Origin of the sequence: Planomonospora sp. ID67723 (assembly GCF_015711605.1) — a bacterium.
Lineage (GTDB): Bacteria > Actinomycetota > Actinomycetes > Streptosporangiales > Streptosporangiaceae > Planomonospora_A.
The window spans coordinates 709,302-722,286 of record NZ_JABTEZ010000005.1 but is presented as its reverse complement, the minus strand read 5'-3'; the positions used below and the strand labels follow the sequence as shown (position 1 = coordinate 722,286).

The following is a 12,985-nucleotide window of genomic DNA, read 5'->3' as shown; positions in this document are numbered from 1 at the left end:
CGGCCCTCCCGCGCTACACGTTCACGGCGGGAGCCCCGGCGGCGCCGCCTCCGGAGCCGCGGAACACGCGGAGCAGGCAGGCCGGTCGCAGGAGGGCGGAGGGAGGATCGAGGAGGTTGGCCACGCGCAGGAAGCGGCGGCCGAGTTCGGCGTCGTGCTCCGCGGCCCGGTGGAAGCGCTCCAGGTAGGCGTTGATCACTCTGATCTTGAGTGTTCTCCGCCCGCGCACTCCCGGCAGCCTCAGGTCGCCGCTGACCACGATGTCCCAGGGCCCGTCGACGACCCTCGCGATCGACCGGAACAACTCTCTCGCCGGTCTCCCCCGACGGGCCCACTCGCCCAGCCTCAACGCCTCCACCGCGGCCACGCTCATACCTTGGCCGTAGATCGGGTTGAAGGCGCACACCGCGTCGCCCACGACCGCCAGGCCGCGGGGGAAACGGGACAGCCGCTCATAGCGCCGCCGCACGCTGGCCGGCGTGCGGTGATGGCGCCCCTCTTCGATCGGCTCGGCAGAGGCGACCAGTTCGTGGATGTCGGGTGCGGGCAGAGACTTCGTATAGGCGACGAAGCCCTCGTAGTCGGACGGCGGGTCGTCACCGTACCCTCCGACGGTGACGATCCACCGGTCGCCCTCCATCGCCAGCGCCACCCCGGCACGGGGGATCTCCCGGGTCGCGGCCATGATGACCACCGGATCCCCGGCCAGATCGTCGGCACGCCTGCGAAACACCCGGGTGGTGTAGGTCAGGTCGATGTCGACCCGTTCCTCCGCGGGCGCGGGGAAGCCGAGCTCGCCCAGCCAGGCAGGAGTGCGCGACCCCCGGCCCGACGCGTCGACGACCAGGTCAGCGGTGATCGTTTCGTCGGAGACGAGCCGGACTCCGGTGACCCGGTCACCGCTGTGAACCAGCCCGGAGACCTGGCTCCCGCCGATCACGGTCACTCCGGGGAGCCCGGCCACCCGTCGCCGGATCTGGCCTTCCAGGAGGAGGCGGCTGACCAGGAGCCCGGGCATGTCGCCCGGCGCCGGGGCCAGGCGGCGCCCCTCGTTGATCCACCGGCAGTCGGCCTGCAGGTCCCCGCCGAACGCCCCGCGGGCCGTCAGTTCGGCGGTGAGGCCGGGCAGCAGCAGCTCCATGACCTCCAGGCCCCGGGCCAGGAGGCCGTGGGCATGCTTGCTCTGCGCCGTGCCGCGGCGGTGGACGTCCTCCTCAGGCAGCTCGTCCCGGTCCAGTACGGTGACCCGCTCGGCGATCCTGCTGAGCGCGGCGGCGGCCAGCAGCCCGGACATACTGGCCCCGATGACGACGGCGTGCCTCATGGCATCTCCGAGGGAAGTGGGCGGAATTCCTGTTCCAGGATGACTCGGTCCCGGCGGTTTCCCATCTTCAATCGTGCTGGCTCGCGCCTGAACCGAACCGCTCCGGCTTCTCAGGGCGGCCGTCCCGCACCCGTTCCGGCACCGGGCAGGCTCACCCGGCGGCCGGCGTGGCCGCCTGATGGTCGGGACAGTCGATCCGCAGCTCGCCGTCGCCGAAGGCGGCGTCGACGAACATGCAGTGGTGCGGCCTGTCCAGGTCGTCGGGATGGGCGTTCGGACGGTAGAAGCGGCAGGTCACGCAGGTGCGCGAGACCGGGATCGCCTGGTGCCGCTGCAGCACTTCGATCATCGTCGCGACGCCCCGCAGCATGGCCGCCACGCCCTCTCCGTCGAGAGCGTCCAGTGCGGCCCGCAACGGCGCCGGGACGACGGCGAGGCGATCGGCCTCGGCCTGGCCTGCGTCCGTCAGGGTCAGCGCCACCGCCCGGCTGTCGGCGGGGTCGCGGGACCGCTCGGCCAGGCCTTTGCCCACGAGTGCGCGCACCGCGTCGCTGACCGTCGGCGGCGTCGACGCCAGCGCGGTGACGATCTCCGTCTGTCGGCGCGGCCGGCGGTCTCCGGCCAGGAACAGCACGATGTCGGCCTGCAACGGGGTGAGGTTGGCGGGGCCCGCGTTGTGCCACGCGGTGAGCCGTACCGCCTGCCCGAGACGGGTCAGGCCGGTCAACAGCTGCTCGCTGGGAGACAGTCCGGGTACCGCACTCATCTGATCTCCTCCGCCGGACGCCGGGGTGGCGCATCCTGCCCGCATGGTGCATTCTAGGCACTGCCAAATAATTTTGGCAGTGCCAACTAATTCTGCGAACAACCACACGAAGGATCCGACGTGCTCACGTTCAGGCACCGCACCGCAATGATCGCCGTCGCCGCCACCGCGCTCACGCTCCCCGGATTCGGAACCGTCCCGGCGGGCGCCGTCGCCCGCCAGGCGGCGCCCGCGGCCGGGACGGCCGTCTCATCCGCGAGCCACCCGGAGGGCGGGACGATCCGCTCATCCCGTGACCTCGAACGGCCGGCCGCTTTCGACCTCGTCACCACGCAGGTACGGCGGCACGGCCGCCACCTGGTGTTCAGCGAGCGGGTGAGGGGACGTGCGGGGTCGAGGACGCCCGACCCCCATGGCGCTTTCGCCGGCAGCGAGGTGCTGTCCTACGTCTGGCCCGTGTCCCTCGATCCCTCGGCGGTGGGTTTCGAACACGGCAGCGGCGTGCTGGCCCTGGCCGCCACGAGCCACCCGGACTTCGACGACACGCCGCTGCACGACGAGGACGGTGACGGCCGGACCGATGACGACGGCGGCCTCTGGCACGCTCACTGGGTGGTGCTCGTACCCGACACCACGCGGCCCGACGGGGCGCTGAAGATCCGCGACATCGCCGACGGGGAGCACCCCCGGCTGCCCGGCACGTGGCCGAAGGTGCCGTTGTTCCTGGACAGCCCGGGATACCGCACCACCACGGGCGGGCGAACCGTCCGCGTGCGGGTGCCCCTGGCCGACCTCGGTTTCCCTGCGACGTTCCGCTTCGACGGGGTGACGGCGGCACTGCGCGTCAACGCCGACCTGCACGATCCGCTGCTACGGGTGGAGAACGTCTTCGACGTCGCCTCCGGCGACCTCAGCCTGCCCGGGCGCTTCCGCTATGCGGACCCGGACGGCGAAGGCGGCCGTCACGACCGGGCCGGTGGCGATCGGCGCTGAAGCGGCCCGGCGTCACCGACGAGATCACCGTGCGTTCTCGGCGGACACCCGTCTCGCCCTGAGGTCCCGCACCGTCGACGCGGTGGAGCACTTCTGCCGGATCGAGGACCGGGAGAACGCGCCTGTCCTTCTCTACGGTGTGCCGGCTGCGGGGTCGTGGCCGGTCGCGCGCAGGAGGCGGCGTGCGGTGCGGGCGAGATACGCGCCGAAGGCATCGGGCCGGTCGACGGTGAACTCGATGTCGGCGAGGACGAGAACGGTGGCGAGCCATTCGTAGGAGTCGACGTCGGCGACGTACCGGCACGTGTGGTCGTCCAGGGGGTGGAGTGTTCCGTCGACGCGATGCAGGCGTGCCGCGGCGTCGCGTGCGCCGGTGCGCAGGGTGAGCACGACCTGGTGTGTGATCGGGCCGCGGAAGCGTTCCCGGAGGTGGGCCACCAGGTCGTCCGCCGGCAGGGTGCGCGGCCGGAAGACCTCGCCGGTCGTGCGCAGGCCGTCGATCCGATCGAGCCGGAAGGCGCGCCAGTCGTGCCGGTCGAGGTCCCAGGCGAACAAGTACCAGCGTTGCCGCAGGCGCACGAGCCGGTGTGGTTCGACCGTCCGCTGTGACGGCTCCCGCCGGCCCGTGTGGTCGAACACGACGCGGTGGTGCACGGCGATGGCGGCAGCGAGCTCGCTGAGGGTCGCGGGGCTCGGCTGGGGGTGCCCGGTGGCGCCGATCTCGACGGCGGTGAGGATCTCGTCGGTCCGGCGGCGCAGCGGTGCGGGCAGGATGCGGCGCAGCTTGGTGGCGGCGCGCTCGGCGGCCTCGGTCGCGAAGTCCAGGCCGGCGCCGCCGGCGGCAGCGAGCTTGAGGCCGAGGACGGCGGCGACCGCCTCGTCGTCTTCGAGCATGAGCGGCGGCAGTGCGGCACCGGCGACGAGACGGTAGTGGCCACCGGGTCCACGTGCGCTCTCCACCGGGTAGCCCAGGGCGCGCAGATGCTCGATGTCCCGGCGCAGCGTGCGCGGGGTCGCGTCCGCAGCGGAGGCGAGCTCGTCCGCGGACCACCGGCGGCCGGTCTGCAGCAAAGACAGCAGCCGCAGCATCCGCTCCCTCGGCGCCGGCATGGCGCACCTCTTCTCCGGTCGTTCACCCCGATTGCGAGCACTGGAATTGTGGACGTTATCTGTCCACATCTCATCGTAACGTCGAATCATGACGATCACTGAACTGTCTGCCACGACCCGGGAGCGGGAAGCGTGGATCACGGTCGAGGGCGCCCGGACCCACAATCTCCGTGGCGTCTCGGTTCGGGTGCCGAAGCGCCGGCTCACCGTGTTCACCGGAGTGTCGGGCTCGGGCAAGTCGTCGCTGGCGTTCGACACGATCGCCGCCGAGGCGCAGCGGCTGGTCGGCGACACCTACCCGACGTTCGTCCGCAACCGGCTCCCGCAGCATCCGCAGGCGGACGTTGACCGGCTCGACGGGCTGATGTTCACCACGGTCGTGGACCAGCGACGGTTCACGGGGAACGCGCGGTCGACCGTCGGGACGGCCAGCGACATCGCCCCGCTGCTGCGGCTGGTGTTCTCCCGTGCAGGCAGGCCGTCAGCGGGGTTCACACCGGCGTACTCGTTCAACGACCCGGCAGGCATGTGCCCGCGGTGCGAGGGGCTCGGCGTGGTGGACGACATCGACGTCGGCCTTCTCCTCGACCGGTCGCGCAGCCTGCGCGAGGGCGCGATCCGGTTCCCCGCCTTCGCGCCGGGAACCTACCGGTGGAAGCGGCTCGTCCACGCCCGGGTCGCCGACCCGGACCTCCCCCTGTCGGAACTCCCCCCGTCCGCGCTGGACACCGTGCTCCACGCCGAAGGGCTGCGGCTGGCGAACCCCGATCCCGAGTACCCGGCGTCCGGCGTCTTCGACGGCGTCATCCCCCGCCTGCGGCAGACCTATCTCCGCCGCACCCCCTCACGGCTCACCGAAGACGAGCGGGAGGCCCTCGCCAGGGTCGTGACGCGACGCGCCTGCCCCGGCTGCGCCGGGACCCGGCTCAACGACCGGGCCCGCGCGAGCCTGATCGACGACAGGTCGATCGCCGACTGGTACGCCCTGCCGGTCAGCGAACTGCGGCACGTCGCCGGAGCGGTGACCGACCCCGCCGTCGCCCCGATCACCGCGGCCATCTGCGACCGCCTCGACGCCCTTGACGCGGTCGGCCTCGGATATCTCAGCCTCGACCGCGGCTCCGGCACCCTCTCCGGTGGCGAGGCCCAGCGCGTGAAGATCGTCCGGCACCTCGGCAGCGCGCTCAGCGACGTCTGCTACGTCTTCGACGAACCCAGTACGGGTCTTCACCCGCACGACGTGCATCGCCTGCTCGAGCTGCTCACCCGGCTCCGCGACGCGACCAACACCATCCTCGTCGTCGAGCATCACCCGGCCGTCATCGCCGCCGCCGACCACGTCATCGACCTCGGGCCCGCGGCCGGGGCCGGCGGCGGCGTCGTCCAGTTCGAAGGCGTCCCCGCCGGCCTGCGGGACACCGACACCGAGACGGGCCGGATGCTCCGCGACCCGATCCGGCTCCGCCGGCACTCCCGGACCCCGCGCGGGTCGGTGACGATCGCTCACGCGAAGGCGCACAACCTCCGCGACGTCACCGTCGAGGTTCCCCTCGGCGTGTTCACCGCCGTGACCGGCGTCGCGGGGTCGGGCAAGAGCACCCTGTTCGCGCACGTGCTGCCACGGCAGCACCCGGACTTCACCGTCGTCGGGCAAGCCCCCCTGCACGGGGGCGTCAGGTCCACGCCGGCCACCGTGCTCGGCGTCGCCGACACGATCCGCGACGCCTTCAGCCGGGCCGCCGGCCTGCACCCGTCGTGGTTCAGCTCCAACGCCCGCGGCGCGTGCCCGGTCTGCAGGGGCAAAGGCGCCATCACCACCGACCTCGCCTTCCTCGACGACGTGGAGACGAGCTGCGACGCCTGCGGCGGCACCCGGTTCAACGCCACGGCGCTGGCCGCGACCCTGCACGGTCACACCATCGCCGACGCCCTCGCCATGAACCCCGCCGAGGCCGCGGCGCTCTTCGCGGACCGGGCCGACGCCGCCCGTCGCCTGGACTGGCTGGATCGCGTCGGACTCGGATACCTGGCGATCGGCCAGAGCCTCGACACCCTCTCCGGGGGAGAACGGCAACGCCTCCAGCTCGCACGGCATCTCGGAGACATCGACGACGCCCACGACCGGAGGATCGTCCTCGACGAGCCCACCGCGGGCCTGCACGGAACCGACGTCGATCGTCTCCTCGCCCTCTTCGACGACCTCGTCGACGACGGCGCCACGATCATCGCCATCGAGCACGACCAGCGCGTCATCGCCCAGGCGGACCACGTCATCGACATCGGCCCGGGCGCCGGTCTGCACGGCGGCGCCGTCGTGTTCCAAGGCCCCCCTCGCGCGCTCATCGGCTGTCCCGCCTCGACAACCGGCCGATACCTCCACGAGGCGGTCCGCGGCGTCGGACGATCAACCGGCCCGCACGTCGGCTGATATGGCCCACAGGCCGGCGTCGCTCGGCGGAGGGCTTGCCCCGCTCCGGGAGGACAGAACGGTAAGTTGACGGCCATGACGACGCGTATCGCTGATATCGCGGCCCACTCCGGGGTCAGCGAGGCAACCGTGAGCCGTGTGCTGAACGGCAAACCCGGCGTCTCACCGGCCACCCGTCAGGCCGTCCTCAGCGCCCTCGACGTCCTCGGCTACGAGCGCCCCGCCCGGCTTCGCCAGCAGCGGGCCGGGCTCGTCGGTCTGATCGTGCCCGAGCTGTCCAACCCCATCTTCCCGGCGTTCACCGGGATCATCGAGGGTGTGCTGGCGATGCGCGGTTACGCCGCCGTGCTGTGCACCCAGGTCCCCGGAGGCATGCGTGAGGACGACTACATCGAGCTGCTGATGGAGCGGGGGGTGTGCGGCATCATCTTCGTGAGCGGTCTGCACGCCGACTCCACGGCCGATCACACGCGTTACGTACGGCTCCTCGAGACCGGACTGCCGATCGTCATGATCAACGGTTACCGCGCGGACATCGACGCACCGCACATCTCCAACGACGACGTGGCGGCGATGGAGATGGCCGTCGACCACCTGGCGGCGATGGGACACCGGCGCATCGGCCTCGCCGTCGGCCAGGATCGTTTCGTGCCCTCGATCCGGAAGACCGAAGGATTCCGCCGCGGCGTCTCCCGCCACTTCGGCGGCGACCCGCCCGACGGGCTGGTCGCCAACACGCTGTTCACGGTCGAGGGCGGTCAGGCGGCGGCCCAGCCGCTGCTGGAGCAGGGATGCACCGCGATCTGCTGCGGCAGCGACATCATGGCGATCGGCGTGATCCGGGCCGTTCGCCAGCACGGGCTCCGCGTCCCCCAGGACATCTCCGTGGTGGGTTTCGACGACTCGTTGTTCACTCCGTATCTCGACCCGCCCCTCACCACGATCCGGCAGCCCGTGCGCGAGATGAGCCTCGCCGCGGTGGGCACCCTCCTGGACGAGATCAGCGGCATCCGGGGTCCTCGCACCGAGCTGCTCCACCGCCCCGAACTCGTCGTGCGCAGCAGTACGGCTCCGGTGTCCCTGTCCGCCGCGGCCGGCAGCTGAGCGAGATCGCCTGGCACTGCCACGCCGACCGCCGACCATGCTCTGCGCCGCCACGGCCATGAGTCGGCCCGGGGCGCACCGCCGGCTCCTCGGAACGCGGGGCACCCCGGAGCGTCAGGTCTGGATCGGTTTCGGCTCGCGGCCTTCAGCGCACTCCTCTGAGCGCACGGCCACGAGGACCACGTCGTCCCCGTTCTGCCAGACCGGGCCGACCTGACCGAACCCGGCACGGCGCAGCAGCGCGTCATGGACGGAGACCGACACCCGGTGGTCGCCTCCGCCGGTGGCCCGCTCCCGCCGCCGGGCCACCAGCTCGGCCAGTGCGGGTTCGGCCGCGACGGCACGCCACCAGGAAGTCCAGTCCTCACCGTCCCCGAGCCGGGTACGGCGCAGCGCCGCGGCGACACCGGCGATCGCCGGTTGCTCGTCGTAGAGGTTGTCGGCGTTGACGAGGATCCCGCCGGGCCGCATCCGGCGGGCCAGCTCGCGGTACGTCTCCGCGAGGGTCTCGACCGGCAGGTAGTGCAGCGCGGTCGACGACACGGCCGCGTCCAGGTCGCGGTCGAGGCCGAGCCGGTCCGACCAGCCCGGCAGGCGAAGGTCGGCCTCGACGAACCGTGCGAGTGTCGGATACGCGCTGCGGGCCAGCGCCAGGAGGAGGGGATCGTTGTCCACCCCGACGATCTGCGCCGACGGCAGCCGCCGGGCCGTCCGCCCGGCCAGGGAGCCCGGCCCGCAGCCCACGTCCAGCACGAGCGGCCGGGCGCACCCCGACAGGGCGTGGGCGAGCACCTCACCGATCACGGCGAACCGCCTCTCCCGGTCGGCGACGTACCGCTCCTGCTGGGCGTCCCACCGATCCAGCCACACCTTGGCCAGATCCGGGTCCAGCGACGCCGTGTCCGATGCCATGTGATGCCTCCAGTGTTCGTGCCGTGTCCGCACGCTCCCATTCGTGCCGTGTCCGCACGCCCGGCCGCTCCGCCACGTGCCGGTCCGCGCCGGTGTCAGCGGGGAGTGATCAGGCCGCGCCGGTAGGCGCGGACGAGGCGGCGGGGTACCAGCAGTTCCCGGCCGCCTGCGGTGATCGGCACCAGGTCCGGGGCGGTGGCCTTCCACTGCGAGCGGCGGTGACGGGTGTTGCTGCGCGACGTCTTGCGCTTGGGGACGGCCACGTCTCACCAGCTCGCCTTCGTGACGCCGGGCAGTTCGCCGCGGTGCGCCATCTCCCGGAAGCGGATGCGCGACAGCCCGAACCTGGCCAGGTGACCGCGGGGGCGGCCGTCGACGGAGTCACGGTTGCGCACCCGGGTGGCGCTGGCGTCGCGCGGCTGACGGGCCAACGCGCGTACGGCCGCCGCCCGCTGTTCGGGCGTGCCGGTGCGGATGATCTCTTTCAGCTCGGCCCGGCGCTCGGCGTGCCGGGCGACGACCGCCTTGCGGCGTTCGTTGGCGGCGACCTTGCTCTTCTTGGCCATCAGATCCTCTCTCCCCGCGCGCGGATGCGGGCCACGGCCGCCTCGATGCCGATCTTGTCGACGGTCTTGACCGCCCGGGCGCTGAGCGTGAGCCGTACGAAGCGGTTCTCTGCCGGCAACCAGTAGCGGCGGTGCTGGATGTTGGGGTTCCACCGGCGCCGGGTGCGCCGGTGGGAGTGGGAGACGTTGTTGCCGAAGACCGGCGCAACGCCGGTGAGCTGGCAGCGGGCCGACATCAGGCCCTCCCGTAGCGCTGGTTGAAGCGCTCGACCCGGCCGGCGGTGTCGAGCACGCGGCTGCGGCCGCTGTAGAAGGGATGGCTGGCCGAGGAGACGTCGACGTCGACCAGGGGGTAGGTGTTGCCGTCCTCCCACTCGATCGTCTTCGTGCTGGCGATGGTGGAGCGGGTCAGGAACGCGAAGCCCGCACTCGGGTCGCGGAACACGACGGGACGGTAGTCGGGGTGGATGCCCTTCTTCACGGGGTCATCGCTCCTCTCGGAACAGCACGTGCTGGCGGATGATCGGGTCGTACTTGCGCAGGGTGAGCCGGTCGGGGTCGTTGCGCCGGTTCTTGCGGGTCACGTAGGTGTAGCCGGTGCCCGCGCCGGATCTGAGTTTGATCACAGGGCGGAGCTCGTTCCTGGCCATCGCCGGTCCTCTCTGCTGGCGGACTTCGCCATGATAATGGAAACGGTTTTCAATTCAAGATGCGGTGGGGCAGCGCCGCCTCGCCCGCTCCGGACCTCCGGACGGGGCGGCGACCGGCGGTCCGCTCACGCGCGGGGCCGGGAGGCGTGAGGAAGCAGCGCCATCTCCCGGGCGTTCTTGATCGCCCGGGCGAGCTGCCGTTGCTGCTGGACGGTGACCCCGGTGACCCGGCGGCTACGGATCTTGCCCCGGTCGGAGATGAACTTCCGCAGCAGGTCGGTGTCCTTGTAGTCGACGGAAACCGCCCCGTGCAGCGGGTTGGTCTTCTTGCGGGGGGTGCGGCGGGGCTTCATGCGATCTCCTGGAGAGTGAGGATGGGGCCGAACGGGTCGTCGTAGCCGGCCCAGGCGCCGGGCCCCGCCTGCTGCTCCTCCCGGGTGAGCAGGCAGGAGTCGAGCAGCGCGGTGATGCGTTCGCCGTCGAGGTCGGGGCCGGTGAAGACCAGGTGCTGGACGCGGTCGCCGACTTCGGCCTCCCAGTCCAGGGTGGCCGCCATGCGGCGGGCCGGGGAGACCATCTCCCAGGCGGCTTCGGGAAGGGCGGCCAGCCAGGGTCCGGCGTCCTCCACCGAGACGATGCCGGCCACGGCGTCCCAGGCCAGCAGGTGCTCGTGTCGCGTGGCCAGCCAGAACCGGCCGCGTGATCGGACCGACTCGGTGACCAGTTCGTCCACGGCGTCGAACAGGCGCGCCGGGTGCAGCGGGCGCCGTCTGCGCCAGACCAGTGTGGTGATCTCCCCCGTCCGGGCGTCGCAGGGCAGCTGGGCGGTGGCCGGGTCCACCCGTTCGGCCAGCTCGGCGGTGCACACCGCGGCGCCCAGGACGCCGGGCAATCCGGTGATCCGGTGGACGGGGGTGAAGGGGGCGAGGTGGGTGAGCACGTCGCGGGAGAGTTCCGCGTCCTGCTCGTCGCCGCCGTGCAGCACCAGGCCGGTGGGGTATTCGATCTGCCGTGCCAGGACCTCGGCCAGGTAGCGCTGATCGCCTGCGGCGGCGGGCTTGCCGACCTCCGCCAGGCGCTCGCCGCGGGTCAGGTCGTCGGGCAGCCGCCCGGCGTCGAGGGCGGTGAGCACGGCGGTGAGCCGCAGGGTGCCGCGAGCCTCGTCGCAGTCGATCGCCTCGGCCACCGAACGCGGCTCCACCGAGTCCCACAGGTCCGCCACGAGCAGCGAGGCGGTGCCCGCGAGCCGGACGAGCCCGGGGAGCAGATCCTCGCGGACGGTGCAGGTCACACAGCCGTGCGCGAGGTGCACCTGCGACCTCTCCAGCACGCCCGACCGGTCGCGGATCACCCGCTCGACGCGTCCGTCGGCGACGGCGCGCAGGTCGTGGTGGATCGCGACCGCTTCGGGATGCTGCGCCAGCAACCGGTCGACCACGGCCGTACGGGCCGAACAGTGCAGGCCCGCCACGAGGGCAACGGGAGTGGACACGGGACCTCCGGTTACGTAATGAAAACCGTTTTCATTATTATGGCACAGACTTGTGCCCGGAGCGGATGCCGTGGGGTGCGGACGCGGCCGGTACGGCCTTCACGATCGCCGGATGCCGGCTGGTCCCCGCTCGGGGGCACAGGGTGCGATACCGGGGGGAGCGAGACGGCCTGGTCCACACCTCGACCGTCCTGGGACGGCCGCTCCGTCCGAGAGGTCAGGCGAGGCGGGCGAGTTGCCGGTCATGCGGGCGGCTGAGCAGCAGCAGCGAGGCGATCGCGCCGATGAGCGCGCAGGCCATGTCCCACTGGGTGTCCCACTGATCGCCCTGGACGGCCAGGAAGGCGTCGGCGGCCTCTCCGGCGGCCAGCGCCGCCCACCATTCCAGCATCTCGAAGAAGGCGCTGAAGGCCAGGCAGGCGCAGACGGTCAGCGGCGCCAGCCACGCGCTGCCGCGCAACGGTGAGGTCCGCACCAGCAGTTCGCGGACCACGATGGCGGGCACGAAGCCCTGCATCAGGTGACCGATGCGGTCATAGGGATTACGCGACAGCTCCAGGGCGTCCTGCAGCCAGTGCCCGAACGGGACCCGGGCGTAGGTGTAGTGGCCGCCGACGATCAGGACCAGCGCGTGGACGGCGAGCAGGCAGCACAGCAGCGGGGTGAGCGGGAAGCGCCGCCAGAGCACCGCCAGCAGCGGCAGCCCGCCGATCACCCAGAAGGTCTCCAGAAACCAGGTGAACCGGTCATGGGGCCGCAGGCCGGAGACGGCCAGGGCGACGAGCACCACGGAGGCCAGTACCAGGGGCAGCCGTCTGGCAGGCGTGCAGGGCATCGATCAGCCTCGGAGACGTTCGAAGACAACAGCGAGCCGCACGGTGCCGGCGTCGGCGGCGCTCGCGAGATACGACAGGAGCAGATGTGCCCACGCCGGCTGCCATCATGCCGCCGGCCGACCGGATCCGTCAGCCGGTGTCATGGCGTGCGGGGCCTCCGCGGATCGCGCGGGAGCCGGGTCCGCTGCGGCTCTCAGGCCAGGGCGTACATCCGGATGGCGACGACGTCCTCCGCCGCCTCCCGGGCGAGGCCGACGAAGACGGTTTCGGCGAGCCAGCGGTGCGCCGGCGCGTCGGTGCGGAACGCGGGCGAGGTGCGGTAGTACACGCCGGCCGTGGTCACCTGGAGGTCGCCGTCGTACTGGTCGGAGCCGTCCGCGCCTTCGTGGTAGTACCCCCGGTTGACGACGTCGATGACCGCGCCGTCGTCCGCCCGGAGGAGGTACCGGGCGTCCAGTTCGCAGACACGGCCGCGCGTGTTCGACCAGTCGCCGCCGCCGGGCAGGACGATCCCGCGCAGCATCGGGCCGTCGACCGTACCGCCGACGATCGGGGTGAACTCGGTCTTCTCGCCGTCTCCGTGCCCGACGTGCAGGGTGGGGGCGAGGCGGGCGCGGATCTCGAACGCGAAGGTCAGGGCGGGGGCGAAGGGGGCGGGAACGTCGGACATGCTTTGCTCCTCGGAAATGTCTGGGTCGGGGATTTCAGGGTCGGGGATCTCCGGGGCGGCCGGAGCCGACGGCGTCCTCGTCCGGTGAAGCCGGGCCGCGGCCCGGCTTCACCGGTCCGCACCGCGTCGGAGAC

General features: G+C 72.0%; 16 protein-coding genes. 3 read left to right on the top strand and 13 right to left on the bottom strand.

The features are described 5' to 3' along the window. Window positions 1-13: 13 nt before the first annotated feature. Entirely contained in the window at window positions 14-1,324 is a 1,311-nt protein-coding gene (locus HS041_RS33985; RefSeq protein WP_196444937.1) for an FAD-dependent oxidoreductase, read from the bottom strand. Between the two features lie 151 nt (window positions 1,325-1,475). Further along, entirely contained in the window at window positions 1,476-2,090 is a 615-nt protein-coding gene (locus HS041_RS33980; protein ID WP_196444936.1) for a MarR family winged helix-turn-helix transcriptional regulator, read from the bottom strand. Window positions 2,091-2,210: 120 nt separating this feature from the next. Here HS041_RS33980 and HS041_RS33975 point away from each other — a divergent pair, with 120 nt between their 5' ends. Next, window positions 2,211-3,083, top strand: coding sequence for a hypothetical protein (locus HS041_RS33975; protein ID WP_196444935.1), 873 nt, complete (start codon window positions 2,211-2,213; stop codon window positions 3,081-3,083). A 132-nt stretch (window positions 3,084-3,215) separates the two neighbouring features. Here the strand turns inward: HS041_RS33975 and HS041_RS33970 are convergent, their stop codons facing one another. After that, window positions 3,216-4,193, bottom strand: a complete 978-nt coding sequence (locus HS041_RS33970; RefSeq protein WP_196444934.1) for a helix-turn-helix transcriptional regulator — start codon at window positions 4,191-4,193, stop codon at window positions 3,216-3,218. Window positions 4,194-4,281: 88 nt separating this feature from the next. On the opposite strand from HS041_RS33970, the gene HS041_RS33965 reads away from it, so the two are divergent. Together HS041_RS33965 and HS041_RS33960 are read left to right on the top strand one after the other, a co-directional pair. After that, complete coding sequence (locus tag HS041_RS33965) at window positions 4,282-6,621, top strand: excinuclease ABC subunit UvrA (protein WP_196444933.1); 2,340 nt, start codon at window positions 4,282-4,284, stop codon at window positions 6,619-6,621. Between the two features lie 75 nt (window positions 6,622-6,696). Beyond that, window positions 6,697-7,725, top strand: a complete 1,029-nt coding sequence (locus HS041_RS33960; RefSeq protein ID WP_196444932.1) for a LacI family DNA-binding transcriptional regulator — start codon at window positions 6,697-6,699, stop codon at window positions 7,723-7,725. Window positions 7,726-7,839: 114 nt separating this feature from the next. Here the strand turns inward: HS041_RS33960 and HS041_RS33955 are convergent, their stop codons facing one another. The 10 genes from HS041_RS33955 to HS041_RS33910 all read right to left on the bottom strand — a co-directional run bounded on the left by HS041_RS33955 (window position 7,840) and on the right by HS041_RS33910 (window position 12,851). Further along, window positions 7,840-8,637: a class I SAM-dependent methyltransferase gene (locus tag HS041_RS33955; RefSeq protein WP_196444931.1), complete on the bottom strand. Its 798-nt coding sequence runs from the start codon at window positions 8,635-8,637 to the stop codon at window positions 7,840-7,842. Window positions 8,638-8,732: 95 nt separating this feature from the next. Further along, window positions 8,733-8,900, bottom strand: a complete 168-nt coding sequence (rpmF, locus tag HS041_RS33950; RefSeq protein ID WP_196444930.1) for a 50S ribosomal protein L32 — start codon at window positions 8,898-8,900, stop codon at window positions 8,733-8,735. A 3-nt stretch (window positions 8,901-8,903) separates the two neighbouring features. Further along, window positions 8,904-9,203 (bottom strand): 30S ribosomal protein S14, encoded by a 300-nt coding sequence (gene rpsN, locus HS041_RS33945; RefSeq protein WP_196444929.1) that lies wholly within the window; start codon window positions 9,201-9,203, stop codon window positions 8,904-8,906. Further along, window positions 9,203-9,439, bottom strand: coding sequence for a 50S ribosomal protein L28 (rpmB, locus tag HS041_RS33940; protein ID WP_196444928.1), 237 nt, complete (start codon window positions 9,437-9,439; stop codon window positions 9,203-9,205). Before rpmB ends, rpsN begins: the two co-directional genes overlap by 1 nt. Further along, a complete protein-coding gene (locus tag HS041_RS33935; RefSeq protein ID WP_196444927.1) occupies window positions 9,439-9,684 on the bottom strand; it encodes a type B 50S ribosomal protein L31 in 246 nt (81 codons plus the stop codon). The genes rpmB and HS041_RS33935 overlap by 1 nt, the downstream gene beginning before the upstream one ends. Before the next feature lie 4 nt (window positions 9,685-9,688). Then, window positions 9,689-9,853 carry a 50S ribosomal protein L33 gene (rpmG, locus tag HS041_RS33930; protein WP_196444926.1) on the bottom strand — a complete coding sequence of 55 codons (165 nt, stop codon included), beginning with the start codon at window positions 9,851-9,853 and terminating at the stop codon, window positions 9,689-9,691. Window positions 9,854-9,978: 125 nt separating this feature from the next. Beyond that, window positions 9,979-10,206, bottom strand: a complete 228-nt coding sequence (gene rpsR / locus HS041_RS33925) for a 30S ribosomal protein S18 (protein WP_196444925.1) — start codon at window positions 10,204-10,206, stop codon at window positions 9,979-9,981. After that, window positions 10,203-11,345, bottom strand: coding sequence for a CobW family GTP-binding protein (locus tag HS041_RS33920; protein WP_196444924.1), 1,143 nt, complete (start codon window positions 11,343-11,345; stop codon window positions 10,203-10,205). Before HS041_RS33920 ends, rpsR begins: the two co-directional genes overlap by 4 nt. Window positions 11,346-11,562: 217 nt before the next feature. Next, entirely contained in the window at window positions 11,563-12,180 is a 618-nt protein-coding gene (locus HS041_RS33915) for a DUF2238 domain-containing protein (RefSeq protein WP_196444923.1), read from the bottom strand. Window positions 12,181-12,374: 194 nt separating this feature from the next. Then, the gene (locus tag HS041_RS33910; protein ID WP_196444922.1) at window positions 12,375-12,851 is read right to left on the bottom strand and encodes a DUF3237 domain-containing protein; all 477 of its coding nucleotides are present in this window, start codon (window positions 12,849-12,851) and stop codon (window positions 12,375-12,377) included. Window positions 12,852-12,985 lie beyond the last annotated feature (134 nt).